General features: G+C 58.0%; 25 protein-coding genes and 1 pseudogene. 21 read left to right on the top strand and 5 right to left on the bottom strand.

The genetic code is table 11. The features are described from left to right. Positions 1 to 237 precede the first annotated feature (237 nt). Complete coding sequence (gene panM, locus FHW76_RS14285) at positions 238 to 621, bottom strand: aspartate 1-decarboxylase autocleavage activator PanM (RefSeq protein WP_012540387.1); 384 nt, start codon at positions 619 to 621, stop codon at positions 238 to 240. 423 nt (positions 622 to 1,044) lie between these two features. Between panM and livK the strand changes: the two genes are divergently transcribed. From livK to ugpQ, 12 genes are all read left to right on the top strand, one after another. Beyond that, the gene (gene livK, locus FHW76_RS14280; protein WP_002920808.1) at positions 1,045 to 2,154 is read left to right on the top strand and encodes a high-affinity branched-chain amino acid ABC transporter substrate-binding protein LivK; all 1,110 of its coding nucleotides are present in this window, start codon (positions 1,045 to 1,047) and stop codon (positions 2,152 to 2,154) included. Between the two features lie 61 nt (positions 2,155 to 2,215). Continuing rightward, entirely contained in the window at positions 2,216 to 3,142 is a 927-nt protein-coding gene (gene livH / locus FHW76_RS14275; protein WP_012540389.1) for a high-affinity branched-chain amino acid ABC transporter permease LivH, read from the top strand. Then, a complete protein-coding gene (gene livM, locus FHW76_RS14270; protein WP_008806971.1) occupies positions 3,139 to 4,416 on the top strand; it encodes a branched chain amino acid ABC transporter permease LivM in 1,278 nt (425 codons plus the stop codon). Before livH ends, livM begins: the two co-directional genes overlap by 4 nt. Further along, positions 4,413 to 5,180 carry a high-affinity branched-chain amino acid ABC transporter ATP-binding protein LivG gene (gene livG / locus FHW76_RS14265; protein WP_008806972.1) on the top strand — a complete coding sequence of 256 codons (768 nt, stop codon included), beginning with the start codon at positions 4,413 to 4,415 and terminating at the stop codon, positions 5,178 to 5,180. Before livM ends, livG begins: the two co-directional genes overlap by 4 nt. 1 nt (position 5,181) lies before the next feature. Beyond that, complete coding sequence (gene livF, locus FHW76_RS14260; protein WP_004145133.1) at positions 5,182 to 5,895, top strand: high-affinity branched-chain amino acid ABC transporter ATP-binding protein LivF; 714 nt, start codon at positions 5,182 to 5,184, stop codon at positions 5,893 to 5,895. Between the two features lie 163 nt (positions 5,896 to 6,058). Further along, positions 6,059 to 6,280 carry a type II toxin-antitoxin system Phd/YefM family antitoxin gene (locus FHW76_RS14255; protein WP_004174006.1) on the top strand — a complete coding sequence of 74 codons (222 nt, stop codon included), beginning with the start codon at positions 6,059 to 6,061 and terminating at the stop codon, positions 6,278 to 6,280. Then, a complete protein-coding gene (locus tag FHW76_RS14250; protein ID WP_002920800.1) occupies positions 6,277 to 6,645 on the top strand; it encodes a type II toxin-antitoxin system death-on-curing family toxin in 369 nt (122 codons plus the stop codon). The genes FHW76_RS14255 and FHW76_RS14250 overlap by 4 nt, the downstream gene beginning before the upstream one ends. A gap of 291 nt (positions 6,646 to 6,936) precedes the next feature. Beyond that, positions 6,937 to 8,253 carry a sn-glycerol-3-phosphate ABC transporter substrate-binding protein UgpB gene (ugpB, locus tag FHW76_RS14245; RefSeq protein WP_022066271.1) on the top strand — a complete coding sequence of 439 codons (1,317 nt, stop codon included), beginning with the start codon at positions 6,937 to 6,939 and terminating at the stop codon, positions 8,251 to 8,253. A 106-nt stretch (positions 8,254 to 8,359) separates the two neighbouring features. Continuing rightward, positions 8,360 to 9,247, top strand: coding sequence for a sn-glycerol-3-phosphate ABC transporter permease UgpA (ugpA, locus tag FHW76_RS14240; RefSeq protein ID WP_012967120.1), 888 nt, complete (start codon positions 8,360 to 8,362; stop codon positions 9,245 to 9,247). Beyond that, the gene (ugpE, locus tag FHW76_RS14235; protein ID WP_044643074.1) at positions 9,244 to 10,089 is read left to right on the top strand and encodes a sn-glycerol-3-phosphate ABC transporter permease UgpE; all 846 of its coding nucleotides are present in this window, start codon (positions 9,244 to 9,246) and stop codon (positions 10,087 to 10,089) included. The genes ugpA and ugpE overlap by 4 nt, the downstream gene beginning before the upstream one ends. Position 10,090: 1 nt before the next feature. Further along, positions 10,091 to 11,161 carry a sn-glycerol-3-phosphate import ATP-binding protein UgpC gene (locus tag FHW76_RS14230; protein WP_008806977.1) on the top strand — a complete coding sequence of 357 codons (1,071 nt, stop codon included), beginning with the start codon at positions 10,091 to 10,093 and terminating at the stop codon, positions 11,159 to 11,161. Then, positions 11,158 to 11,898 (top strand): glycerophosphodiester phosphodiesterase, encoded by a 741-nt coding sequence (ugpQ, locus tag FHW76_RS14225; RefSeq protein ID WP_022066273.1) that lies wholly within the window; start codon positions 11,158 to 11,160, stop codon positions 11,896 to 11,898. The genes FHW76_RS14230 and ugpQ overlap by 4 nt, the downstream gene beginning before the upstream one ends. Positions 11,899 to 11,921: 23 nt before the next feature. Here the strand turns inward: ugpQ and FHW76_RS14220 are convergent, their stop codons facing one another. Next, complete coding sequence (locus tag FHW76_RS14220; protein ID WP_008806979.1) at positions 11,922 to 12,242, bottom strand: DUF2756 family protein; 321 nt, start codon at positions 12,240 to 12,242, stop codon at positions 11,922 to 11,924. Between the two features lie 123 nt (positions 12,243 to 12,365). Here FHW76_RS14220 and ggt point away from each other — a divergent pair, with 123 nt between their 5' ends. After that, complete coding sequence (gene ggt, locus FHW76_RS14215; RefSeq protein ID WP_008806980.1) at positions 12,366 to 14,111, top strand: gamma-glutamyltransferase; 1,746 nt, start codon at positions 12,366 to 12,368, stop codon at positions 14,109 to 14,111. A gap of 207 nt (positions 14,112 to 14,318) precedes the next feature. Here ggt and yhhY read toward each other — a convergent pair whose 3' ends face one another. Together yhhY and FHW76_RS14205 are read right to left on the bottom strand one after the other, a co-directional pair. Then, positions 14,319 to 14,807, bottom strand: coding sequence for an N-acetyltransferase (gene yhhY / locus FHW76_RS14210; protein WP_004181470.1), 489 nt, complete (start codon positions 14,805 to 14,807; stop codon positions 14,319 to 14,321). Between the two features lie 227 nt (positions 14,808 to 15,034). Further along, a complete protein-coding gene (locus tag FHW76_RS14205; protein WP_022066275.1) occupies positions 15,035 to 15,688 on the bottom strand; it encodes a polymer-forming cytoskeletal protein in 654 nt (217 codons plus the stop codon). Between the two features lie 264 nt (positions 15,689 to 15,952). Between FHW76_RS14205 and FHW76_RS14200 the strand changes: the two genes are divergently transcribed. The 5 genes from FHW76_RS14200 (at position 15,953) to gntU (ending at position 20,968) form a co-directional block, all read left to right on the top strand. Then, positions 15,953 to 16,990, top strand: a complete 1,038-nt coding sequence (locus FHW76_RS14200) for an oxidoreductase (RefSeq protein WP_183476790.1) — start codon at positions 15,953 to 15,955, stop codon at positions 16,988 to 16,990. A 121-nt stretch (positions 16,991 to 17,111) separates the two neighbouring features. Next, entirely contained in the window at positions 17,112 to 17,807 is a 696-nt protein-coding gene (locus tag FHW76_RS14195; protein WP_002920779.1) for a pirin family protein, read from the top strand. Between the two features lie 114 nt (positions 17,808 to 17,921). Then, positions 17,922 to 18,917, top strand: coding sequence for a gluconate operon transcriptional repressor GntR (gntR, locus tag FHW76_RS14190; RefSeq protein WP_002920777.1), 996 nt, complete (start codon positions 17,922 to 17,924; stop codon positions 18,915 to 18,917). A gap of 180 nt (positions 18,918 to 19,097) precedes the next feature. After that, positions 19,098 to 19,628 carry a gluconokinase gene (gntK, locus tag FHW76_RS14185; RefSeq protein WP_012540395.1) on the top strand — a complete coding sequence of 177 codons (531 nt, stop codon included), beginning with the start codon at positions 19,098 to 19,100 and terminating at the stop codon, positions 19,626 to 19,628. Next, a complete protein-coding gene (gntU, locus tag FHW76_RS14180) occupies positions 19,628 to 20,968 on the top strand; it encodes a gluconate transporter (RefSeq protein WP_008806984.1) in 1,341 nt (446 codons plus the stop codon). The genes gntK and gntU overlap by 1 nt, the downstream gene beginning before the upstream one ends. Here the strand turns inward: gntU and FHW76_RS26465 are convergent. After that, positions 20,965 to 21,327 (bottom strand): annotated as a pseudogene (locus FHW76_RS26465) (hypothetical protein). The gene gntU and the pseudogene FHW76_RS26465 sit on opposite strands and share 4 nt — an antisense overlap. Before the next feature lie 103 nt (positions 21,328 to 21,430). On the opposite strand from FHW76_RS26465, the gene asd reads away from it, so the two are divergent. The 3 genes from asd to glgX all read left to right on the top strand — a co-directional run bounded on the left by asd (position 21,431) and on the right by glgX (position 26,935). Then, positions 21,431 to 22,537 carry an aspartate-semialdehyde dehydrogenase gene (gene asd / locus FHW76_RS14170; RefSeq protein ID WP_012540397.1) on the top strand — a complete coding sequence of 369 codons (1,107 nt, stop codon included), beginning with the start codon at positions 21,431 to 21,433 and terminating at the stop codon, positions 22,535 to 22,537. A 238-nt stretch (positions 22,538 to 22,775) separates the two neighbouring features. Continuing rightward, positions 22,776 to 24,962 (top strand): 1,4-alpha-glucan branching enzyme, encoded by a 2,187-nt coding sequence (gene glgB, locus FHW76_RS14165; RefSeq protein ID WP_183476789.1) that lies wholly within the window; start codon positions 22,776 to 22,778, stop codon positions 24,960 to 24,962. After that, positions 24,959 to 26,935 (top strand): glycogen debranching protein GlgX, encoded by a 1,977-nt coding sequence (gene glgX / locus FHW76_RS14160; RefSeq protein WP_023340784.1) that lies wholly within the window; start codon positions 24,959 to 24,961, stop codon positions 26,933 to 26,935. The genes glgB and glgX overlap by 4 nt, the downstream gene beginning before the upstream one ends. Positions 26,936 to 26,995 lie beyond the last annotated feature (60 nt).

The raw sequence follows: 26,995 nt of genomic DNA, 5'->3' as shown, positions 1-26,995 counted from the left end.
TGTCTGCGGCCCTCAACCCCGGTCACTTACTGATGTAAGCTCCCGGGGATTTCGGGTCTTGACGCCTTTTTGCAACGCGAAATGCTGGGTTAAATGAGTGGGGCCTTTCACGCCGCAGATGCGTTGTCTGATCCCGGTTGCGCTGCGCTTACCGGGGCTACAATTTCCAGGTAGCCCGGCTAAGCGAAGCGCCGCCGGGTTCTTCCTTGGTCATGCTCCGCATATTGGGGCTACGGCTTAATGCTTTTCCCAACCGGTCTGCTGGGCGCTAAAGCCGAGCGCCTGCATAAATGCGGCCATCACGCCGCGGTCCTCCACCCCTTGGTCGGCGACGCGCCAGCTATTGATGGCCGGGTTATCACGCAACGTCTCTTCCACTAAGTATTGCCCGACGCCGCGGCGGCGGGTCACTTCACGCACGCACAGATCGCTGAGCTCGGCTTCGACGCCGCGCAGGGTGACGCGCACGGCGCCCAGCAGGCGTTCGTTAAAGCGGGCGGCGTAGAGACGATGATTCTCGTCCAGGGTTAGGGTCGACAGATCCTGCGACGGCCAGATTTTCCCCAGGTCGATGCGATCCTGATCGCTGAAGTGCTGTAAACGGATAATGGTCAGTTTCATGGGCGGCAAATCCAGTGCAAAACAGAGGCGCCAGTGTACCCAAAATTGCTGTCTGGCGGAGCGCTGTTTTTTGCGCATACATCAGGGGATTCGTTTTCCGGATGTAGTCAGGGTAGCGCAATCCGTCATGGATCGAAAAATAAGCAGAGTTTTAACCTAATGTGCAGCGTTTTATTCCGCCTTATGTATCGTTATTTTATGCTGCAGGATGGACTTTTTTTTGTTTATCTTCACCAAAATACAGAATATTATCTTTGCTTAATCGACTGAAAAATAGAGATTTTAATCTGTTTTTTAGTGAAAAGCTGCGCTAAACCATTAAACTCAATGGTAAAAATGGCGTTGTTTAATAAAAGCACAGAATGCTTTTTAACCATAAAAATACAAAACATTTACACCACATCACGAACGGGGTTCTGCAGCATGAAAAGGAACGCGAAAACCATCGTCGCGGGCATTGTCGCATTAGCGATGTCGCACGCGGCGATGGCCAAGGATATTAAGGTCGCCGTGGTCGGCGCGATGTCGGGTCCGGTGGCCCAGTGGGGCGACATGGAGTTCAATGGCGCGCGTCAGGCGATTAAAGACATCAACGCCAGCGGCGGTATTAAGGGTGACAAGCTGGTGGCCGTGGAATATGACGACGCCTGCGATCCGAAGCAAGCGGTCGCGGTGGCCAACAAAATCGTCAACGACGGCATTCAGTACGTTATCGGCCACCTGTGCTCGTCTTCCACCCAGCCGGCTTCCGACATCTATGAGGATGAAGGCATCCTGATGATCTCCCCCGGGGCGACCAATCCGGAGCTGACCCAGCGCGGTTATCAGTACATCATGCGTACCGCCGGCCTCGACTCCTCGCAGGGGCCGACCGCGGCGAAATATATCGTCGAGAAAGTGAAACCGCAGCGTATCGCCATCATTCATGACAAGCAGCAGTACGGCGAAGGGCTGGCGCGTTCGGTGCAGGACAACCTGAAGAAAGCCGGGGCCAATATCGTCTTCTTCGACGGCATCACCGCGGGGGAAAAAGATTTCTCCGCCCTGCTGGCGCGCCTGAAGAAAGAGAACATCGACTTCGTCTACTACGGCGGCTACTACCCGGAAATGGGCCAGATGCTGCGCCAGGCGCGCTCCGTCGGGCTGAAAACCGTGTTTATGGGGCCGGAAGGGGTCGGCAACGCCTCGCTGTCCAATATCGCGGGCGCCGCGGCGGAAGGCATGCTGGTGACAATGCCAAAACGCTACGATCAGGACCCTGCCAATAGCGCCATCGTCAACGCGCTGAAAGCGGAGAAGAAAGATCCGAGCGGGCCGTACGTCTGGATCACCTATGCCGCCGTTCAGTCGCTGGCGCAGGCGATGGACAGAACCGGCAGCCAGCAGCCGCTGGATTTAATCAAAGATTTGAAAGCGCACGGGGCGAAAACCGTGATTGGGCCGCTGACCTGGGATGAAAAAGGCGATCTGAAGGGATTTGAGTTTGGTGTCTTCCAGTGGCACGCCGACGGCTCTTCGAGCGCGGCGAAATAAGCGCTGAAGACGAGTTATCCCTCCGCCCGCGAACCGCGGGCGGTTTGAAAAAGGTTACCTTATGTCCGAGCAGTTTCTCTATTTTCTGCAGCAGATGTTTAACGGCGTCACGCTGGGCAGTACCTACGCGCTGATCGCGATCGGCTATACGATGGTGTATGGCATTATTGGCATGATCAACTTCGCCCACGGCGAGGTCTACATGATTGGCAGCTATGTCTCCTTCATGATCATCGCCGCGCTGATGATGATGGGCATCGACACCAGCTGGCTGCTGGTCGCCGCCGGATTCGTGGGCGCCATTGTGATTGCCAGCGCCTACGGCTGGAGTATCGAGCGCGTTGCCTATCGGCCGGTGCGTAACTCTAAGCGTCTGATTGCGCTGATCTCCGCTATCGGGATGTCTATCTTCCTGCAGAACTACGTCAGCCTGACCCAGGGGTCGCGCGACGTGGCGCTGCCAAGCCTGTTTAACGGCCAGTGGATCGTCGGCCACAGCGACAGCTTCTCCGCGACGATCACCACCATGCAACTGGTGATCTGGGTGGTGACCTTTATCGCCATGCTGGCCCTGACGCTGTTTATTCGCTACTCGCGGATGGGGCGCGCCTGCCGCGCCTGTGCCGAAGACCTGAAAATGGCCAGCTTGCTCGGGATTAACACCGACCGCGTCATCGCCCTGACTTTTGTCATCGGCGCAGCGATGGCGGCGGTGGCGGGCGTGCTGCTCGGCCAGTTCTACGGCGTGATTAACCCCTACATCGGCTTTATGGCCGGGATGAAGGCCTTCACCGCCGCCGTGCTTGGCGGTATCGGCAGTATCCCTGGCGCAATGATCGGCGGCCTGATCCTGGGTATTGCCGAGGCGCTCTCTTCTGCCTATCTCAGCACCGAATATAAGGACGTCGTTTCCTTCGCGCTGCTGATTCTGGTGCTGTTAGTGATGCCGACCGGCATTCTGGGCCGCCCGGAGGTAGAAAAAGTATGAAACCGATGCAAATTGCAATGGCGCTGCTGTCTGCCGTGATGTTCTTCATTCTGGCGGGCGTCTTTATGGGCGTGCAGCTGGAGCTGGACGGCACCAAGCTGGTGGTCGATACCGCCGCCGATATTCGCTGGCAGTGGATCTTTATCGGCACCGCGGTGGTCTTTTTCTTCCAGCTGCTGCGGCCGCTGTTCCAGAAAGCGGTTAAGAACGTCTCCGGGCCGAAGTTTATTATGCCGGCGATTGACGGCTCAACGGTGAAGCAGAAGCTGTTCCTGATAGCCCTGCTGGTGATCGCCGTGGCCTGGCCGTTTATGGTGTCGCGCGGCACGGTGGATATCGCCACCCTGACGATGATCTATATCATCCTCGGCCTCGGGCTGAACGTGGTGGTCGGCCTTTCCGGCCTGCTGGTGCTGGGCTACGGCGGGTTCTACGCCATCGGCGCGTATACCTTCGCGCTGCTGAACCACTATTACGGTCTCGGCTTCTGGACCTGTCTGCCGCTGGCTGGCCTGGTCTCCGCGGCGGCCGGCTTCCTGCTGGGCTTCCCGGTGCTGCGTCTGCGCGGCGACTATCTGGCGATTGTGACCTTAGGCTTCGGTGAAATTGTGCGTATTCTGCTGCTCAACAATACCGAGATCACCGGCGGGCCGAACGGCATCAGCCAGATCCCGAAACCGACTTTCTTCGGCCTTGAATTTAGCCGTACCGCCCGCGAAGGCGGCTGGGATACCTTCAGCAACTTCTTCGGCGTCAAATACGATCCCTCCGATCGGGTGATTTTCCTCTACCTGGTGGCGCTGCTGCTGGTCGTGCTCAGCCTGTTCGTCATCAACCGCCTGCTGCGAATGCCGCTGGGGCGGGCGTGGGAAGCGCTGCGTGAAGATGAGATCGCCTGTCGTTCGCTGGGCCTGAGCCCGACGCGCATCAAGCTGACCGCCTTTACCATCAGCGCCGCGTTTGCTGGCTTCGCCGGGACGCTGTTCGCTGCGCGCCAGGGCTTCGTCAGCCCGGAATCCTTCACCTTCGCCGAGTCGGCCTTCGTGCTGGCGATCGTGGTGCTGGGCGGGATGGGCTCGCAGTTCGCGGTGATCCTCGCGGCTATTCTGCTGGTGGTCTCGCGCGAGCTGATGCGTGACTTCAACGAATACAGCATGTTAATGCTCGGCGGCCTGATGGTGCTGATGATGATCTGGCGTCCGCAGGGGCTTCTGCCAATGACGCGCGTGCAGTTGAAGCTGAAAAACGGTCAGGCGAAAGGAGAGCAGGCATGAGTCAGCCATTATTATCCGTCAGCGGCCTGATGATGCGTTTCGGCGGCCTGCTGGCCGTCAACAATGTGTCGCTGGAGCTCAGAGAGCGCGAGATTGTCTCGCTGATCGGCCCCAACGGCGCCGGGAAGACCACCGTCTTTAACTGCCTGACCGGTTTCTACAAGCCCACTGGCGGCACCATTATGCTGCGCGACCAGCACCTGGAAGGGCTGCCGGGCCAGCAGATTGCGCGGATGGGCGTGGTGCGGACCTTCCAGCACGTGCGTCTGTTCCGCGAAATGACGGTGATTGAAAACCTGCTGGTGGCGCAACATCAGCAGCTGAAAACCGGGCTCTTCTCCGGCCTGCTGAAAACGCCGGCCTTCCGTCGGGCGCAGAGCGAAGCGCTGGACCGGGCCGCCACCTGGCTGGAGCGTATCGGCCTGCTGGAGCACGCCAACCGTCAGGCCAGCAACCTGGCCTACGGCGACCAACGCCGGCTGGAGATTGCCCGCTGCATGGTGACCCAGCCGGAAATTCTGATGCTGGATGAACCGGCGGCGGGGCTGAACCCGAAAGAGACCAAAGAGCTGGACGAGCTTATCGCCGAGCTGCGTAACCATCACAACACCACCATTCTGCTTATCGAACACGATATGAAGCTGGTGATGGGCATTTCCGATCGTATCTACGTCGTGAACCAGGGGACGCCGCTGGCCAACGGGACGCCGGAAGAGATTCGTAATAACCCGGACGTGATCCGCGCATACCTTGGTGAGGCATAAGATGGAAAACGCGATGTTAACTTTTGACAACGTCAGCGCCCACTACGGCAAGATTCAGGCGCTGCACAACGTCAGCCTGCATATCAAACAGGGTGAAATCGTCACGCTGATCGGCGCCAACGGCGCGGGGAAAACCACCCTGCTCGGCACGCTGTGCGGCGATCCGCGCGCTTCCAGCGGGCGCATTGTCTTTGACGGTAAGGATATTACCGACTGGCAGACGGCGAAGATCATGCGTGAAGCGGTGGCGATCGTCCCGGAAGGGCGGCGCGTCTTTTCGCGTATGACGGTGGAAGAGAACCTGGCGATGGGCGGTTTCTTTGCCGACCGCGATCAGTTCCAGACCCGCATCAAATGGGTGTATGAGCTGTTCCCGCGTCTGCATGAACGCCGTATTCAGCGCGCCGGCACCATGTCCGGCGGCGAGCAGCAGATGCTGGCGATCGGTCGTGCTCTGATGAGCCAGCCGCGCCTGCTGCTGCTTGATGAGCCCTCATTAGGGCTGGCGCCGATTATCATTCAGCAGATTTTCGACACCATCGAGCAGCTGCGCGAGCAGGGGATGACGATCTTCCTGGTTGAGCAGAACGCCAACCAGGCGCTGAAGCTGGCCGATCGCGGCTACGTACTGGAAAACGGTCACGTGGTGCTGGAGGATACCGGCGACGCGCTGCTGGCCAACGAGGCGGTGCGCAGCGCCTATCTCGGCGGTTAATTCATCGCAACCCGGCGTCGTTCGCTTCGCCGGGTTGTAGCCCGGGCGAGGCGCTTGCGCCGACCCCGGGAGCCGATCGCATAAATACCTTTAAAAGAGCCTGATGGCTCTTTTTTTGTACATGTATGTTGTACAATAAAAGAGTACAGCTTTGGAGGTATTTATGAGAACGGTTAACTATAGCGAAGCCCGACAAAATCTGGCCGATGTGCTGGAAAGCGCAGTGACAGGTGTACCTGTGACCATTACCCGTCGTGGGCATAAATCTGCGGTCATCATTAGTGCAGAAGAATTTGAACGCTACCAGGCGGCCAGAATGGATGATGAGTTCGCGGCTATTATGGCGGTTCATGGTGATGAGATCAGGGAGCTTGCGGATAAATGACGCTGCAGATTATCTCAGCGGAAGAGATAATACAGTTTCACGACAGGCTGCTCCGCGTCACGCCTGGCGTTGCCGGTATGCCCGACCCGGGGCGTGCCGAAGCGATAATGTATAGGGTGCTAAACAAAATTGAATATGAAGGTGTGACAGACGTGTGGCGACTCGCTGCGATGCACCTGCTGGCGATTTCTCGCGGCCATATTTTCAATGATGGAAATAAGCGTACGGCACTGTTTATTACCCTGCTTTTTTTAAAGCGAAATGGAATTATATTGCCGGCGAACCCGGACTTCGTCGGCATGACCGTCGAGGCGGCAGCGGGGCAACTTACCCTGGAACAGATTGTCGCGCGTTTGCGCGGATGACGGTTAAATCGTTGCAACCCGGCGGCGCTTCGCTTGGCCGGGCTACCCAAGCCGTTGTAGCCCGGGCGAGGCGCTTGCGCCGACCCCGGGAGCCGATCGCGCAAATATTATCCGTGTCTCAGCTCCCACTTTACTTCCCCCGTCCTTTCATCGGCTTGTCATCTCTCTGACCCGTTACTATCTTTTTTTTGTAATAAAAAAGTTATTTTTCTGTAATTCGAACATGTCATGTTACCCCGCGAGCATAAAACGCGTGAAATCGCGCATCCGGCACAACAAGAGAGATAACCGATGATATCGTTACGACATACAGCTTTAGGACTGGCGCTGAGCCTGGCTTTTGCCGGTCAGGCCCTGGCGGTTACCACCATCCCATTCTGGCACTCAATGGAAGGCGAGCTGGGTAAAGAAGTGGATTCTCTGGCGCAACGCTTTAACGCGGCCAATCCTGATTACAAAATCGTTCCGGTATACAAAGGCAACTATGAACAGAGCCTGAGTGCTGGTATCGCCGCTTTCCGTACCGGCAACGCCCCGGCGATCCTGCAGGTGTATGAAGTCGGCACCGCCACCATGATGGCGTCAAAAGCCATTAAGCCGGTGTACCAGGTGTTTAGCGAGGCGGGCATCAAGTTTGATGAATCGCAGTTCGTGCCGACGGTATCCGGGTATTACACCGATTCGAAAACCGGCCATCTGCTCTCCCAGCCGTTTAACAGCTCTACGCCGGTGCTGTACTACAACAAAGACGCCTTCAAAAAAGCCGGCTTAGATCCGGAGCAGCCGCCGAAGACCTGGCAGGATCTGGCGGCCTATACCGCGAAGCTGAAAGCCGCCGGGATGAAGTGCGGGTACGCCAGCGGCTGGCAGGGCTGGATCCAGATTGAAAACTTCAGCGCCTGGCATGGTCTGCCGGTGGCCACGAAAAATAACGGCTTCGACGGTACCGATGCGGTACTGGAGTTCAATAAGCCGGAGCAGGTGAAGCATATCGCCCTGCTCGAAGAGATGAACAAGAAGGGTGATTTCAGCTACTTCGGGCGCAAAGACGAGTCCACCGAGAAGTTCTATAACGGTGACTGCGGGATTACTACCGCGTCATCCGGCTCGCTGGCCGATATTCGTCAGTACGCCAAATTCAACTACGGCGTCGGCATGATGCCATACGATGCCGACGTGAAAGGCGCGCCGCAGAACGCCATCATCGGCGGGGCCAGCCTGTGGGTGATGCAGGGTAAAGACAAAGAGACTTACACCGGCGTGGCGAAGTTCCTCGATTTCCTGACCAAACCGGAAATCGCCGCCGAATGGCACCAGAAAACCGGCTATCTGCCGATCACCACTGCGGCCTACGATCTGACGCGCCAGCAGGGCTTCTATGATAAGAACCCGGGCGCCGATATCGCCACCCGCCAGATGCTGAACAAGCCGCCGTTGCCGTTCACCAAAGGCCTGCGTCTGGGCAACATGCCGCAAATCCGCACCATCGTCGATGAAGAGCTGGAGAGCGTGTGGACCGGCAAGAAAACCCCGCAACAGGCGCTGGATTCCGCTGTTCAGCGTGGGAATCAGCTGCTGCGTCGCTTCGAGCAAGCGACCAAATCGTAATCTGTAACTTGCCCGGTGGCGCTGCGCTTACCGGGCCTACGATGTGCCCTATGTAGGCCGGGTAAGGCGTAGCCGCCTCCCGGCATTGTTCAGGAACCCAATCTCAATGTCATCATCCCGTCCGGTATTCCGCTCGCGCTGGCTGCCCTATGTGCTGGTCGCGCCGCAGCTGATTATCACGCTGATTTTCTTTATCTGGCCCGCGGGCGAAGCGCTATGGTACTCGCTGCAGAGTGTCGACCCGTTTGGCCTTTCCAGCCAGTTTGTCGGCCTGGATAACTTCGTTGCGCTGTTTCATGACCCGTACTATCTGGACTCGTTCTGGACCACTATAAAATTCAGCACCCTGGTGACTGTCAGCGGCCTGCTCGTTTCGCTGTTTTTTGCCGCGCTGGTCGACTATGTGGTGCGAGGCAGCCGCTTTTATCAAACGCTGATGCTGCTGCCGTACGCCGTGGCCCCCGCCGTCGCGGCGGTGCTGTGGATCTTCCTTTTTAACCCCGGGCGCGGGCTGATCACCCATTTCCTCGGCGAGCTGGGCTACGACTGGAACCACGCGCAAAACAGCGGCCAGGCGATGTTCCTGGTGGTCTTCGCCTCGGTATGGAAGCAGATAAGCTATAACTTCCTGTTCTTCTTCGCCGCGCTGCAGTCGATCCCGCGTTCGCTGGTTGAGGCCGCCGCCATTGACGGCGCCGGGCCCATTCGTCGCTTCTTTAAGCTGGCGCTGCCATTGATTGCGCCGGTGAGCTTCTTCCTGCTGGTGGTCAACCTGGTTTACGCCTTCTTCGACACCTTCCCGGTGATCGATGCCGCCACCGCCGGCGGCCCGGTGCAGGCCACCACCACCTTGATCTACAAAATTTATCGCGAAGGTTTTGCCGGACTCGATCTTTCCGCTTCCGCCGCGCAGTCGGTGGTGCTGATGTTCCTCGTTATTATCCTGACGGTGGTGCAGTTCCGTTACGTTGAAAGTAAGGTGCGTTACCAATGATTGAGAACCGTCGCGGGCTGACGATTTTCAGCCACACCATGCTCATTCTGGGTATTGCCGTCATTTTATTCCCGCTGTACGTCGCCTTCGTGGCGGCGACGCTGGATAACCAATCGGTGTTTGAAACGCCGATGACCCTGATCCCCGGCGGCCATCTGCTGGAGAACATGAAGACCATCTGGGTGAACGGCGTCGGCGTCAACAGCGCGCCGTTCTGGCTGATGATGCTCAACAGTTTCATCATGGCGTTCGCCATTACGGTCGGCAAAATCGTGGTGTCGATGCTTTCGGCGTTCGCCATCGTCTGGTTCCGCTTTCCGCTGCGTAACCTGTTCTTCTGGATGATCTTTATTACCCTGATGCTGCCGGTCGAGGTGCGGATTTTCCCGACGGTGGAGGTCATCGCCAACCTCAAAATGCTCGACAGCTACGCCGGGTTAACGCTGCCGTTGATGGCTTCGGCCACCGCCACCTTCCTGTTCCGCCAGTTCTTTATGACCCTGCCGGACGAACTGATTGAAGCGGCGCGTATTGATGGCGCTTCGCCGATGCGTTTTTTCCGCGACATCGTGCTGCCGCTGTCGAAAACCAATCTTGCGGCGCTGTTCGTCATCACCTTTATCTACGGCTGGAACCAATATCTGTGGCCGCTGCTGATTATTCAGGATGTGAATCTTGGCACCGCCGTCGCCGGTATCAAAGGCATGATCGCCACCGGCGAAGGTACTACCCAGTGGAATCAGGTGATGGCGGCGATGCTGCTGACCCTGATCCCGCCGGTTGTCATCGTTTTAGCCATGCAGCGCGCCTTTGTGCGTGGCCTGGTCGATAGTGAGAAATAAAATGGCTGGTTTAAAACTACAGGCAGTAAGCAAAAGCTGGGATGGCAAAACCCAGGTGATTCAACCGCTGACGCTGGACGTGGCGGACGGGGAATTTATCGTCATGGTCGGCCCGTCGGGCTGCGGGAAATCAACGCTGCTGCGGATGGTTGCCGGACTGGAGCGGGTGACCAGCGGCGATATCTGGATCGATCGCAAACGGGTGACTGAGATGGAACCGAAAGATCGCGGCATCGCGATGGTGTTCCAGAACTATGCGCTTTATCCGCATATGAGCGTGGAAGAGAACATGGCGTGGGGGCTGAAGATCCGCGGCATGGGTAAGGGATTGATTGCCGAGCGGGTGCAGGAGGCGGCGCGTATTCTGGAGCTGGATGGTCTGCTCAAGCGTCGCCCGCGGGAGCTCTCCGGCGGTCAGCGCCAGCGCGTGGCGATGGGCCGCGCTATCGTGCGTGACCCGGCGGTATTCCTGTTCGACGAACCGTTGTCAAATCTCGACGCCAAGCTGCGCGTGCAGATGCGTCTGGAACTGCAGCAGCTGCATCGCCGCCTGAAAACGACTTCGCTGTATGTCACCCACGATCAGGTCGAAGCGATGACTCTCGCCCAGCGGGTGATGGTGATGAATAAAGGCGTTGCCGAGCAGATCGGCACGCCGGTGGAAGTGTATGAGAAGCCCGCCAGCCGCTTTGTGGCAAGCTTTATCGGCAGCCCGGCCATGAACCTGCTGGAAGGGCGGGTGAGCGATGACGGCGGCCGCTTCGAGCTGGCCGGTGGCATGGCGTTGCCGATGAATCACGAGCATCGGCGCTACGCCGGGCGTAAAATGACGCTCGGTATCCGCCCGGAGCACTTTATTTTAAGCTCGCAGGCGCAAGGCGGCATCCCGCTGCTGATGGATACCCTGGAAATTTTAGGTGCCGATAACCTCGCCCACGGGCGCTGGGGCGAGCAGAAGCTGGTGGTCAGACTGCCGCATCAGCAGCGCCCGGCGGGCGGCAGTACGCTATGGCTGCATCTGCCCCTGGAACATCTGCATCTCTTTGATGGTGAAACAGGACAACGCGCATGAGTAACTGGCCTTATCCCCGCATCGTCGCCCATCGCGGCGGCGGTAAACTGGCGCCGGAGAACACCCTGGCGGCTATCGACGTTGGCGCCCGCTACGGGCACACGATGATTGAATTTGACGTCAAGCTGTCGAAGGACGGGCAGATCTTTCTGCTGCACGACGATAATCTCGAACGCACCAGCAACGGCTGGGGCGTGGCGGGCGAGCTGGCGTGGGACGATCTGCTGAAGGTCGATGCCGGCAGCTGGTTCAGCCGTGAATTTAAGGGCGAGCCGCTGCCGTTGCTCTCTCAGGTGGCGGAGCGCTGCCGCCGTCACGGTATGATGGCGAATATCGAAATTAAGCCGACCACCGGGCTGGGGCCGCAGACCGGCAACGTGGTGGCCCTGGCTGCGCGCGATCTGTGGCAAGGCATGGCCGCGCCGCTGCTCTCCTCTTTTGAAATCGATGCTCTGGAGGCGGCGCAGGAAGCCGCGCCCGAGCTGCCGCGCGGGCTGCTGCTGGATGAGTGGCGCGATGACTGGCGCGAATTGACCACCCGGCTGGGCTGCGTGTCGATTCACCTCAATCACAAGCTGTTGGATGCGGCGCGGGTGGCGAGCCTGAAACAGGCCGGCCTGCATATTCTGGTGTACACGGTCAATAAACCCCAGCGCGCCGCCGAGCTGCTGCGCTGGGGTGTAGATTGCATCTGCACCGATGCCATTGACGTCATCGGGCCGAATTTCCACCCTTAAGACGGATTTGCGGCGGCTGACCTTTACGGGTTGGTCTGCCGCAGCATTCCACCGTTGTTGTTCGGTAGCACCTGCTGCGGCGGATTGAGATTGCCGCCCTGGGCCGCGCGCTGCTGATTCGTCTGCAACTGGTTTTGCAAATGCTGCTGCTGCGAGCGGGTCTGATTGTTCAGATCCTGCTTCAGCATGCTCTGCTGCTGCTGTTGCTGCACCTTCATCTCATTTTGCATGCGCTGCTGGCTGGGCACCACGTAACCCGGCTGGTTAGGGTTGTTATTAATATTGATCGGCTGGGCTAATACGCCAAGCGGCATCAGCGCCGCCAGAAACAGAATCGCTTTCATGGTTTTCTCCTCCCGTGCGTGGGATCACTTAAGTGTACCTCGAATCCGCCATAACAATGATTTTTTAGGTGTTATCAACCAGGCTTAAGCGGGGAATGAAACCTACCTTTCAGGAGTAAGACAATGATAAAAACAACAATATGGCGCCAGGTGGTCATCGCTGCGTTGCTGGCGGGCGGTAGTTTCACCGTCGCCGCCAATCCGCCACCGCCGCCGCCGGTCTCTTATGGCGTAGAGGAAGATGTGTTCCACCCGGTACGCGCCCGGCAGGGGATGGTGGCGTCGGTGGACGCGCTGGCGACCCGCGTCGGCGTGGATATTCTGCGCCAGGGCGGCAACGCTGTCGATGCGGCGGTGGCGGTTGGCTACGCGCTGGCGGTCACGCATCCGCAGGCCGGGAATATCGGCGGCGGCGGTTTTATGATGCTGCGGACTAAAGACGGCAAGACCACGGCGATCGATTTCCGCGAAATGGCGCCGGAACAGGCCACCCGCGACATGTTCCTTGACGACCAGGGCAACCCGGACAGTAAAAAATCACTGACTTCGCATCTGGCCTCCGGCACGCCAGGCAGCGTCGCCGGTTTCTCTCTCGCCCTGGAAAAATACGGCACCATGCCGCTGAACAAAGTGATCCGCCCGGCGATTAAGCTGGCAGAAGAGGGCTTTATCGTTAACGATGCGCTGGCGGACGATCTGAAGACCTATGGCAGCGAAGTGATCCCGCAGCATGAAAACAGTAAAGCGATCTTCTGGAAGAACGGCGAGCCGCTGAAAAAGGGCGACCGGCTGGTGCAAAAGAATCTCGGTAAGAGCCTGGAGCTGATTGCCGAGCACGGCCCGGAGGCCTTCTATAAAGGGGCCATCGCCGACCAGATCGCTGACGAGATGAAAAAGCACGGCGGGCTAATCACCAAAGCCGATCTTGCCAGCTATAAGGCCGTGGAGCGTACGCCGGTTAGCGGCGAATATCGCGGGTATGAGGTTTATTCCATGCCGCCGCCGTCTTCCGGCGGGATCCACATCGTGCAGATCCTCAATATCCTCGAAAACTTCGATATGCAGAAATATGGCTTTGGCAGTGCCGATGCTATGCAGGTGATGGCGGAGGCGGAGAAACACGCCTATGCCGACCGTTCTGAATATCTCGGCGACCCTGACTTCGTCAAAGTGCCGTGGCAGGCGCTGACCAGCAAAGCTTACGCCAAAGCAATTGCCGCCGAGATTGATGTCAACAAGGCCAAACCTTCCAGTCAGATCCGCCCGGGCAAGCTGGCGCCGTATGAAAGTAACCAGACCACCCACTTCTCGGTGGTCGATAAAGAGGGTAATGCGGTGGCGGTGACCTATACGCTGAATACCACCTTCGGTACCGGCATTGTGGCCGGCGATTCCGGTATTTTACTCAATAACCAGATGGATGATTTCTCGGCGAAGCCCGGCGTGCCTAACGTCTATGGTCTGGTGGGCGGCGACGCCAATGCGGTGGAGCCGAAAAAACGCCCGCTGTCGTCGATGTCGCCGACCATTGTGGTGAAAGACGGCAAAACCTGGCTGGTGACAGGCAGCCCGGGCGGCAGTCGGATCATCACCACCGTACTGCAGATGGTGGTCAATACCATCGATTTCGGGATGAACGTCGCGGAAGCCACCAATGCGCCGCGTTTCCACCATCAATGGCTGCCGGATGAGCTGCGGGTGGAGAAAGGCTTTAGCCCGGATACCCTGAAGCTGCTCGAGACGAAGGGGCAGAAAGTGGCGCTGAAAGAGGCGATGGGCAGTACCCAAAGCATCATGGTAGGGCCGGACGGCATGCTGTATGGCGCCTCCGATCCGCGTTCGCCGGATGATTTAACGGCGGGGTATTGATGTGTTGCCCGGTGGCGCTGCGCTTACCGGGCCTACAACTGTGCGAACGTAGATACTGTTATCGGTTTTCAACTTTTTGGTCCGGGAAAAATATGTGCTTTGTGTTAATTCAGAGCACATTGCGCTCCCGATATTTCTTCTGCGTTATGACTCTCATGGCGCAGGGAGCGCACAGAGGGCGGCCAGTCGCCGCCACCCGGCAACACGCTACTTCATTCTCGCCATATAATACGCATCCACATACTCACCGTTGCGCAGCGCGTAACGCCTGCCGGTGCCTTCGATCTCAAAGCCGTACTTCTTATACACCGCAATCGCCGGGGCATTATCGGCGAACACCGTCAGCTCAATACGTTCAACCCGCAGCCAGTTGTCGCACATATCAATCATAGTACGCATCAGCGCGCTGGCGACGCCGCGGTTGTGCCAGCGCGAATCCACGCTGACACCAAAATCGGCGACGTGGCTACGGCGGGGACGTTGGACGACGGCAATGCTTAAATGGCCGACGACTTGCTCATCGATACAGGCCACCAGCTGCTTCACGCCGGGCGTATCGGTTAGCCGCTCCCGCCACATATGTTCGGATGGATGAGGGACCTGTAGCGTGTTGTGATACACCTCCGGCTGGGCGTGAATTTGACGAATCGCGTCAATATCTTTCGGTTCAGCATGGCGTATCACGATGTCACTCATTCCTTGTTCCTCATTCAGGTGAAAAGTCCCTTTAAACATCACTGACTACGGCGTTCGAGTCAACACGCATTATTTGCAAAAAAAAGTAGACAAGTGCGAATGAGAATGATTATTATTGTCCTGCATTCAGGGAGACCCTTGCGGAAAGCCTGAAAGCACGACATTGCTCACATTGCTTCCAGTATTACTTTAGCCAGCCGGGTGCTGGCTTTTTTTTTGCCGCTATCTCAGGCGCTCTGCGGCCTGGCGGGCTCCGCGTCGGCTTTGGATGGCGTGTCTGCTACCAGACCGAGAATATGACTTTTGTTCTCCGCTGCGGCCAGCATTTCAGCGCGACCGCTAAAAACCCCGCCTTTCTTGATCGCCAGCGCGCGATAGGCGAGGGTACCATCCAGATGGCCGTGCTCCTCGATGGTGATGCTATCGCCATGACACTGGCCCTGCACCTTGCCGTCAATAATCAGCTCCCGGCAGCTGATGTTGCCCTCCACCTGGCCTTCACGCATTATCTTAATCAGATGCTCTTTGGCCTCAATGTTGCCGGTCAACTGGCCGTGAATATAGACATGGCCGCTGGCGACGATATTGCCGACGAAATGTACCCCGCTGGCGATGATCGTGGTCTCGTGTTTTTTGCTGGCGACCGCTTCGGGTTCTGGGTTTATTGCCGGAAATGTGGCTGCTTCTGACGCTTGAGGTTCCGTTTTATTTTTCTTAATAAACATCGCGTTAATCTTGTTCCGTTGGCTATGGAGGAGGAAAGCGACAAGCGCGCAGGCGGCCGCCAGGCGCGCCAGCGCGATGGCATCGACAGACCAGGCGATCAGTCCAAGAAGCCAGAAAAAAAGGGTGCCGTTTATGGCGAAATACTGTTTGTCCATTAGCAGCGGCTGGCTACTCCGTTAGTCATCAGCAACGTCCTGGTTTGCCCTCCACTTATCCGTAGTTTCGCCGTTAGGATCAAGTTTTTTAGCTGGAAAATGGCGAATTAATTCCTGGTTAATCAATTGGTTATTAATATTTTCGTATAAGTGATGCTTGAACTATTTTGCTGGCGAATCTTCCAGGAAAGCGGACAGAGAGGATGAAGTGATGGCCCGGCTTGCGCTATGGTTGAAGGTAGCTCATCAACTAAGGACAGCGTTATGACTCTGCACTGCGCATTTATTGGCTTCGGCAAAAGTACCACCCGCTACCATCTTCCTTACGTTTTGCACCGCAAAGACCGTTGGCATGTGGCGCATATCTACCGCCGCCGGGCGAAGCCCGAGGAGCAGGCGCCGCAGTATTCCCATATCCATTTCACCAGCGATCTTGATGACGTGTTAAACGACCCACAGGTCAATCTGGTGGTGGTCTGCACCCACGCCGACAGTCATTTCGAATATGCGAAAAAGGCGCTGGAGGCGGGGAAAAACGTGCTGGTGGAAAAGCCGTTCACCCCGACGCTTGAGGAAGCAAAAACCCTGTTTTCCCTGGCAAACAGCAAAGGTCTCACGGTGACGCCCTACCAGAATCGCCGTTTCGACTCCTGCTTCCTGACCACCAAAAAGGTGATTGAGAGCGGGAAACTCGGCGAACTGGTGGAGATCGAAAGTCATTTTGATAACTACCGCCCGGTGGCGGAGACCAACCCCGGCGGCCCGCAAAACGGCGAGTTCTATGGCCTTGGCGTACATACCCTGGATCAGATCATTTCGCTGTTCGGCCGTCCGGACCATGTCTCTTACGATCTGCGCTCGCTGCGCAATAAAGCCAACCCGGATGACACCTTTGAGGCCCAACTGTTCTACGGCGATCTGAAGGCCATCGTCAAAACCAGCCACCTGGTGCAGATCGACTACCCGAAATTCATCGTTCACGGCCATAAAGGTTCGTTTGTGAAATACGGCATTGACCAGCAGGAGACCAGCCTGAAGGCCAATATCATGCCGGACGAGCCGGGTTTTGGCGCGGACGACAGCGTCGGCGAGCTGGTGTACGTCAACGAGGCGGGGGAGACGGTGCGTGAAGCGGTGCCGCTGGAGACCGGCGACTACGGTCGGGTGTACGACGCGCTGTATGAAACTCTCGTCAACGGCCAGCCGAATTACGTCAAGGAATCTGACGTTCTCACCAATATGGAGATCCTGGAGCGCGGCTTTGAACAGCCTTCTCCGGCCACCATCACCCTGGCAAAATAAGCAAAACGGGCTCCTCGACGCTTGTTCATATTTTTTGAACAGAGGAGTCAATTTTCACCCTCTATGATCGACGGCGAAATGGGTCCACACTGACTCCATCGAAAACATACGGGGGTGCAACATGATCTACTTACGCAAAGCGAACGAACGTGGCCACGCTAACCATGGTTGGCTGGATTCCTGGCATACTTTCTCTTTCGCCAACTATTATGACCCGAATTTTATGGGCTTCTCTGCCCTGCGGGTGATTAACGACGACGTCATCGACGCCGGTCAGGGCTTCGGTACCCATCCACACAAAGACATGGAAATCCTGACTTATGTGCTGGAAGGGGCGGTGGAGCACCAGGACAGTATGGGCAACAAAGAGCAGGTGCCGGCAGGCGAGTTCCAGATCATGAGTGCGGGTACCGGGGTGCGCCACTCTGAGTACAACCCGAGCAAAACCGATCGTCTGCGTCTGTATCAGATCTGGATTATTCCGGAAGAAACCGGCATTACCCCGCGCTACGAGCAGCGCCGCTTCGACGCCGCCCAGGGCAAACAGCTGGTGTTGTCGCCAGATGCGCGAGATGGCTCGCTGAAGGTGTACCAGGATATGGAACTCTATCGCTGGGCGCTGCTGAAAGATGAGCAGTCGGTTCACCAGATTGCCGCGGAACGCCGCGTGTGGATCCAGGTGGTCAAAGGCGAAGTGACCATCAACGGTACCAAAGCCACCACCAGCGACGGTTTGGCCATCTGGGACGAGCAGGCGATTTCGGTTCATGCCGACAGCGATAGCGAGATCCTGCTGTTCGATCTGCCGCCGGTTTGATAGTTATCTGAGCCAGGTTAAATAAATTGCGCAACCTTCTCCAACATCGGCGAAGGTTGCGCTTTGTCCGTGATAAACTGAGAAAATGTTTCCCCGTTGATCACAGTCAGGACGATGAAAAAGAAAAGACCCGTACTTCAGGATGTAGCCGATCTTGTCGGCGTGACCAAAATGACGGTCAGTCGCTATTTACGCAACCCGGAGCAGGTCTCCGAAGCGCTGCGTGGCAAGATTGCCGTTGCCCTCGATGAACTGGGTTATATTCCCAATCGCGCCCCTGACATTCTCTCCAACGCGACCAGCCGCGCCATCGGCGTGCTGCTGCCGTCGTTAACTAACCAGGTCTTCTCGGAAGTGCTGCGCGGTATCGAAAGCGTCACCGACGCCTTCGGCTATCAAACCATGCTGGCGCACTACGGCTATAAGCCGGAAATGGAAGAGAAACGCCTGGAATCGATGCTCTCCTGGAACATTGACGGCCTGATCCTCACCGAACGAACTCATACGCCTCGCACCCTGAAGATGATTGAAGTCGCCGGCATTCCGGTGGTGGAGCTGATGGACAGCCGGTCGCCGTGCCTCGATATCGCTGTCGGGTTTGATAACTTTGAAGCCGCCCGGCAGATGACCGCAGCGATTATCGCCCGCGGCCACCGCCACGTCGCCTATCTGGGGGCGCGTCTCGATGAACGAACTATCATCAAACAGAAGGGGTACGAGCAGGCGATGCTCGACGCCGGGATGACGCCCTATAGCGTGATGGTGGAGCAGTCTTCGTCCTACTCGTCGGGTATTGAGCTGATGCGTCAGGCGCGCCGCGAATATCCGCAGCTTGACGGTATCTTCTGTACCAACGATGACCTTGCGGTCGGCGCGGCGTTTGAATGCCAGCGTCTGGGGCTGAAGATCCCCGATGATATGGCGATCGCCGGGTTCCACGGCCATGATATCGGCCAGGTGATGGAGCCGCGGCTGGCCAGCGTCCTGACCCCGCGCGAGCGGATGGGACGCATCGGCGCCGAACGGCTGCTGGCGCGCATTCGTGGTGAAGCGATTACCCCTAAGATGTTAGATTTAGGTTTCACATTGTCACCGGGCGGATCAATTTAAACTGACAAGTTTGAAGTAGATCACACATATTCACATCTGGCACGAATGGATATTGCTTCTCCACAGGTCCGGCATGACAATGTTACCGATAACAGTTACCCGTAACAATTAACCGATACGCCGCCTTCGCGCTGGATGAGTCAGCCATGGCGCGGCGTACCTGTCCGGTGGGAGGATGCTTTGAGCACGACTAATCATGATCACCACGTCTATGTTCTGATGGGCGTTTCCGGCAGCGGGAAATCCGCTGTCGCCAGCGAAGTGGCGCATCAACTGCATGCCGCGTTTCTCGACGGCGACTTTCTGCATCCGCGCAGCAACATCACCAAGATGGCCTCCGGTGAGCCGCTGAACGATGATGACCGCACGCCGTGGCTGCAGGCGCTGAATGACGCCGCGTTTGCTATGCAGCGTACCAACAAGGTGTCGCTGATCGTCTGCTCGGCGCTGAAGAAGAGCTACCGCGACATTCTGCGTAAGGGCAACCCGAACCTCTCCTTCATCTATCTGAAAGGCGATTTCGACGTGATCGAAAACCGTCTGAAGGCACGCAAAGGACACTTCTTCAAAACCCAAATGTTGGTGACGCAGTTTGAAACGCTGCAGGAACCAGGCGCCGACGAGAGCGATGTGCTTATCGTCGATATCGACCAGCCGCTGGAAGGCGTGGTGGCCAGCACCATCGAGGTGATCAACAAAGGCAGTCACTAGTGAGTACTTTAACGCTTGTTTTAACAGCAGTCGGCTCGGTATTGCTGCTGCTGTTTTTAGTCATGAAAGCGCGGATGCACGCCTTCGTGGCTTTGATGGTGGTTTCTATTGGTGCAGGTCTTTTCTCCGGCATGCCGCTGGATAAAATCGCGGCGACGATGGAGAAAGGGATGGGCGGTACGCTGGGCTTCCTGGCGATCGTCGTCGCGCTCGGCGCGATGTTCGGTAAGATCCTGCATGAAACGGGGGCGGTCGATCAGATTGCCGTCAAGATGCTCAAATCCTTCGGCCACAACCGCGCGCACTATGCGATTGGTCTTGCCGGTCTTATCTGCGCGCTGCCGCTGTTCTTCGAAGTGGCCATTGTCCTGCTGATCAGCGTCGCTTTCTCGATGGCGCGCCATACCGGCACTAACCTCGTGAAGCTGGTGATCCCGCTGTTTGCCGGGGTGGCCGCCGCCGCCGCGTTCCTGCTTCCCGGGCCGGCGCCGATGCTGCTGGCGTCGCAAATGCACGCCGACTTTGGCTGGATGATCCTGATTGGCCTGTGCGCCGCGATCCCGGGGATGATTATCGCCGGTCCGTTGTGGGGTAACTTCATTAGCCGCTACGTTGAGCTGCATATTCCTGACGATATCAGCGAACCGCATCTCGGCGAAGGAAAAATGCCCTCCTTCGGCTTTAGCCTGTCGCTGATCCTGCTGCCGCTGGTGCTGGTGGGTCTAAAAACCATCGCCGCGCGCTTTGTGCCGGTGGGTTCCACTGCCTACGAATGGTTCGAGTTTATCGGCCATCCGTTCACCGCGATCCTGGTTGCCTGCCTGGTCGCGATCTACGGCCTGGCGATGCGCCAGGGGATGGCGAAAGACCGCGTGATGGAGATCTGTGGCCACGCGCTGCAGCCGGCGGGGATTATCCTGCTGGTGATCGGCGCCGGCGGCGTCTTCAAGCAGGTGCTGGTTGACTCCGGCGTCGGCCCGGCGCTCGGCGAAGCGCTGACAGGCCTGGGTCTGCCGATTGCGATTACCTGTTTCGTACTGGCGGCGGCGGTGCGTATCATTCAGGGCTCTGCCACCGTGGCGTGCCTGACGGCGGTCGGCCTGGTGATGCCGGTGATTGAGCAGCTGAACTACAGCGGCGCGCAGATGGCGGCATTGTCTATCTGTATCGCCGGCGGCTCGATTGTGGTGAGCCACGTGAACGATGCCGGCTTCTGGCTGTTCGGTAAATTTACTGGTGCGACGGAAGCCCAGACGCTGAAAACCTGGACCATGATGGAAACCATCCTGGGTACCACCGGGGCGATTGTCGGTATGATCGCTTTCCAGCTGCTGAGCTAAGCCCGCTCACCTCCCGCTCGCGGGGTATAAAAAGCCAGGGTAACGCTGCTTACCCTGGCTTCTTTGTAATAAGCCGCCCTTTTTCCCCCTTTTCCTTGCCTGCTATTCGCCCTTATTAGCGCTACGACGATACTCGTATCCCTCGTCAGCCCTTGCTGTGCCTGGGTTTGATGCGTTTATTTGGCAAGCGGTAAATCACCTGATTTCGCGCTCAATCCATAATCAGGATCAATAAAATAGCAACGGAAAATATTCCATTGCGCAGGGGATTTCCCCGATAATCGTTGCGTTTTTGACGACGACCAGCGACGGTGGACAATGTGCAGGATAAGTTGCTTTTCTGATTGTTCAGCAATCATTGATTAATTTCACTTGCGACTTTAGCTGCATTTTGTAAGGTGAGGGATAATCCAGTTGGAAACTGGCCAGGCACAAACAGCACACACCTCGCAGGAATACGTTATGAAAAATGTTGGTTTTATCGGCTGGCGCGGAATGGTCGGCTCTGTTCTCATGCAACGCATGGTTGAAGAGCGCGATTTCGACGCCATTCGCCCGGTGTTCTTCTCTACCTCCCAGCTGGGACAGCCAGCGCCGTCATTCGGCGGTAGCACCGGTGGCACGCTTCAGGATGCGTTCGATCTGGACGCGCTGAAGGCACTGGACATTATTGTCACGTGCCAGGGCGGCGATTACACCAACGAGATTTACCCGAAGCTGCGCGAAAGCGGCTGGCAGGGTTACTGGATTGACGCCGCCTCTTCGCTGCGCATGAAGGACGATGCGATCATTATCCTCGACCCGGTTAACCAGGACGTGATCACCGCCGGCCTGAATAATGGCGTCAAAACCTTTGTCGGCGGCAACTGTACCGTTAGCCTGATGCTGATGTCCCTCGGCGGCCTGTTTGCCCAGGATCTGGTGGAGTGGGTCAGCGTGGCAACGTACCAGGCGGCTTCCGGCGGCGGCGCGCGTCATATGCGCGAGCTGCTGAGCCAGATGGGTCAGCTGCACAACCATGTTGCGGCAGAGCTGGCGAATCCGGCTTCCGCCATTCTGGATATCGAGCGCAAAGTGACGTCGCTGACCCGCAGCGGCGAGCTGCCGGTGGATAACTTCGGCGTACCGCTGGCGGGCAGCCTGATCCCGTGGATCGACAAACAGCTGGATAACGGCCAGAGCCGCGAAGAGTGGAAAGGCCAGGCGGAGACCAACAAGATCCTCGCCACCTCGTCCGTTATCCCGGTAGACGGCCTGTGCGTCCGCGTTGGCGCGCTGCGCTGCCACAGCCAGGCGTTCACCATCAAGCTGAAGAAAGATGTGTCTATCCCGACCGTTGAGGAGCTGCTGGCCGCGCACAACCCGTGGGCCAAAGTGGTACCGAACGATCGTGAGATTACCATGCGCGAGCTGACCCCAGCCGCGGTGACGGGCACCCTGACCACCCCGGTAGGGCGCCTGCGTAAACTGAATATGGGGCCGGAGTATCTGTCGGCCTTTACCGTTGGCGACCAGCTGTTGTGGGGCGCTGCGGAGCCGCTGCGCCGGATGCTTCGCCAGCTGGCGTAAGCGCAGGATGAACATAAAGGGGGTCTTCAAGCCCCCTTTTTTTTTGCGTAATACAAGGAGTAAACGCGGATGTTAGATTTTTCCCCACGGAGGTAACTCAGCCTTGGCTATGCTTTAAGTAAGGAATTCCTTACCTGAAGGTGGGACGGAGCAGGAGGATGCTGAGAGCACTGCGCCGTTCAGGTCAAAAAAAGTCGCCAGTTACAGGAATGAGCGACACTTACAACAGGATGAAAGCATGTCTAATCATATTGATAGAGACGTGATTAATGCGCTAATCGCCGGTCATTTCGCGGATCCCTTTTCCGTGCTCGGCATGCACCGAACTGACGCCGGGCTGGAAGTGCGCGCATTATTACCCGATGCCACCGACGTGTGGGTTATTGAACCGAAAACCGGACGCAAAGTCGGCAAGCTCGAATGCCTCGACTCGCGTGGTTTCTTCAGCGGCGTCCTGCCACGTCGCAAAAACGCCTTTCGCTATCAGCTGGCCGTCACCTGGCACGGGCAGCAGAATCTGATTGATGACCCTTATCGCTTTGGTCCGCTGTTGCAGGATCTTGACGTCTGGCTGCTGTCCGAAGGGACCCACCTGCGTCCTTACGAAACGCTGGGCGCGCACGCTGCCACCATGGACGGCGTCACCGGTACCCGTTTCTCGGTGTGGGCGCCGAATGCCCGCCGCGTGTCGGTGGTGGGGCAGTTTAACTACTGGGATGGCAGACGCCACCCGATGCGATTCCGCAAAGAGTCCGGGATCTGGGAGCTGTTCGTTCCCGGCGCGCATAATGGCCAGCTGTATAAATTCGAACTGATTGACGCCCACGGCCATCTGCGGGTCAAAGCCGACCCTTACGCCTTTGAGTCGCAAATGCGTCCGGAAAGCGCCTCGCTTATCTGCGACCTGCCGCCCAAAGTGGAACAGCCGGCGGACCGCAAAGCGGCGAACCAGTTTGATGCCCCGATCTCTATCTATGAAGTGCATCTCGGCTCCTGGCGCCGTCATACCGATAATCATTTCTGGCTGAGCTACCGCGAGCTGGCCGACCAGCTGGTGCCCTACGCGAAATGGATGGGCTTCACCCATCTCGAACTGCTGCCGGTTAACGAGCACCCGTTCGACGGCAGCTGGGGCTATCAACCCACCGGGCTCTATGCGCCGACCCGCCGTTTCGGCACCCGCGACGATTTCCGTTACTTTATCAACGCCGCGCACGCCGCCGGGCTGAACGTCATTCTTGACTGGGTGCCCGGCCACTTCCCGGCGGATGATTTTGCCCTTGCCTCGTTTGACGGTACTTCGCTGTATGAGCACAGCGATCCACGCGAGGGATATCACCAGGACTGGAATACCCTGATCTACAACTATGGTCGCCGCGAAGTCAGCAACTTCCTCGTCGGTAACGCGCTGTACTGGATCGAGCGCTTCGGTATTGATGCCCTGCGGGTCGACGCGGTGGCCTCAATGATCTATCGCGATTACAGCCGCAAGGCAGGTGAGTGGATCCCCAACGAATACGGCGGCCGGGAAAATCTGGAAGCTATTGAGTTTCTGCGCAGCACCAACCGCATCCTCGGCGAACAGACGCCGGGCGCGGTGACGATGGCGGAAGAGTCCACCGATTTTGCCGGGGTGACCCGTCCGCCAGCCGGCGGCGGCCTCGGTTTCTGGTTCAAATGGAACCTCGGCTGGATGCACGACACCCTGGATTACATGAAGCTCGATCCGGTGCATCGCCGCTACCATCATGACAAAATGACCTTCGGCATGCTCTACAACTACACCGAGAATTTTGTGCTGCCGCTCTCCCACGATGAAGTGGTGCACGGCAAAAAATCGATTCTCGACCGCATGCCGGGGGATGCCTGGCAGAAGTTTGCCAACCTGCGCGCCTACTACGGCTGGCTGTTCGCCTTCCCGGGTAAAAAACTGCTGTTTATGGGCAATGAGTTCGCTCAAGGCCGCGAGTGGAACCACGACGGCAGCCTCGACTGGCATCTGCTGGAGGGCGGCGACAACTGGCACCATGGCGTCCAGCGACTGGTGCGTGACCTGAACCATACCTACCGTCACCATAAAGCGCTGCACGAGCTGGATTTTGACCCCTACGGTTTCGAATGGCTGGTGGTCGACGACCATGAGCGTTCGGTGTTTGTCTTTGTGCGCCGCGACCGGGCCGGGAATGAGATTATCGTCGCCAGCAACTTCACGCCGGTGCCGCGCCATGACTACCGCTTCGGCATTAACCAGCCGGGACGCTGGCGCGAGGCGTTGAATACCGACTCCATGCACTATCACGGCAGCAACCAGGGTAACGGCGGTGTGGTGGAGAGCGACGCGATCGCCAGCCATGGCCGCGAACATTCGCTATCGTTGACCCTGCCTCCGCTGGCGACGATCTGGCTGGTCCGGGAGGCGCAATGACCTCACTTGCGGCAGGCAAACCTGCGCCGTTGGGCGCCAGCTATGACGGCAAGGGCGTGAATTTCGCCCTCTTCTCCGCCCATGCGGAGCGGGTGGAGCTGTGCGTATTCGACGAGCAGGGCAACGAGCAACGCGTCGATCTCCCGGCGCGCAGCGGCGACATCTGGCACGGCTGGCTGGACGCTGCCGGGCCGGGCCTGCGCTACGGCTATCGGGTGCATGGTCCCTGGGACCCGGCGCAGGGGCACCGCTTTAACCCGGCGAAGCTGCTGCTCGATCCCTGCGCGTATCGGGTCGAGGGCGATCTGCCGGATGACGAACGCCTGCATGGTGGAATGTGGGAGCCGGATCATCGCGACAGCGCCGCAATCGCGCCAAAATCGCAAGTGGTGGATCTGCATTACGACTGGCGGGGCGATAAGCCGCCGCGTACCCCGTGGGGGGAAACGGTGATTTATGAAGCGCACGTGAAAGGGCTCACCCTGTTGCACCCGCAGCTGCCGGAAGCCATTCGCGGAACTTATAAGGCGCTGGGCCACCCGGTGATGATCGCTTACTTCAAATCGCTGGGCATCAGCGCCCTCGAGCTGTTGCCGGTAGCGCAGTTCGCCAGCGAGCCGCGACTGCAGCGGATGGGCTTGAGCAACTACTGGGGCTACAACCCGCTGGCATGGTCCGCGCTGGATCCGCGCTATGCCAGCGATCCCGCGCGTGCCCTCGATGAGTTTCGTGATGCGGTTAAGGCGCTTCATGCCGCCGGCATCGAGGTGATTCTGGATATCGTGCTCAACCATAGCGCGGAAATTGATCTCGAAGGGCCCACCGTCTCCCTGCGCGGAATCGACAACCGTAGCTATTATTGGGTAAGGGAGGATGGCGATTATCACAACTGGACCGGCTGCGGTAATACGCTCAATCTCAGCCACCCCGGGGTGGTGGAATGGGCGCGCCAATGTTTGCGCTTCTGGGTGGATGAGTGCCATGTTGACGGCTTTCGCTTCGACCTCGCCTCAGTGATGGGGCGGACGCCGGAATTCCGCCAGGATGCGCCTCTGTTCGAGGCTATCCGCCGCGACAGCGTGCTGTCGCAGGTGAAACTGATTGCGGAACCCTGGGATATCGGCCCGGGCGGCTATCAGGTGGCTAATTTCCCACCGCTGTTCGCCGAATGGAATGACCATTTTCGCGATATTTCCCGTCGTTTCTGGCTGCAGCAAAACGTCTCCCTCGGTGACTTTGCGCAACGCTTCGCGGCCTCCAGCGATCTCTTTGCTCGCGATGGCAAACGGCCATCGGCGACGGTGAACCTGGTGACGGCCCACGATGGCTTCACGCTCCGCGACTGCGTCTGTTTCAATCAGAAACACAATGAGGCAAACGGGGAGGAGAATCGCGATGGGACTAACAATAACTACAGCAACAATCATGGTATAGAGGGATTAGACGCCAATCTTGCGGTGATTGAACGGCGGCGCGCCAGCGTGCATGCGCTATTGACGACGCTGCTGCTGGCTCAGGGGACGCCAATGCTGCTGGCGGGCGATGAGCAGGGCCACAGCCAGCACGGCAACAATAATGCCTACTGCCAGGATAACGCGTTGACCTGGCTGGACTGGCGTCAGGCGAACCCGGGATTAACCGCGTTTACCGCGGCGCTGATCCACCTGCGCCGTCGCATTCCAGCGCTCACCCGCAACCGCTGGTGGCAGGAGGGCGATGGCAATGTCCGCTGGCTTAATCGCAACGCCCAGCCGCTGACTGCCGGGGAGTGGCAGCAGGGCGCAGCGTGTATGCAGATCCAGTTGTCTGATCGCTGGCTGCTCACGCTGAACGCCACCGCAGAGGTGGTCGATATGGTTTTACCTGAGGGGGAATGGCGCGCCGTTCCTCCCTTCGCCGGAGAGGATAATCCGGTCATCATGGCTGTCTGGCATGGGCCCGCGCACGGAGTGTGCGTATTTCAAAGGTCGTAATCCCTGAAGCTTCCGGTTGAACTCGTGGCGGCGGCGCGGCGGGATGAGAAGGAAAGCTGG

The sequence above is a fragment of the Klebsiella sp. RC2 genome (genome assembly GCF_014192815.1).
Taxonomy (GTDB): Bacteria; Pseudomonadota; Gammaproteobacteria; order Enterobacterales; family Enterobacteriaceae; genus Klebsiella; species Klebsiella variicola.
This window is presented reverse-complemented; position numbering and strand designations above follow the sequence as displayed.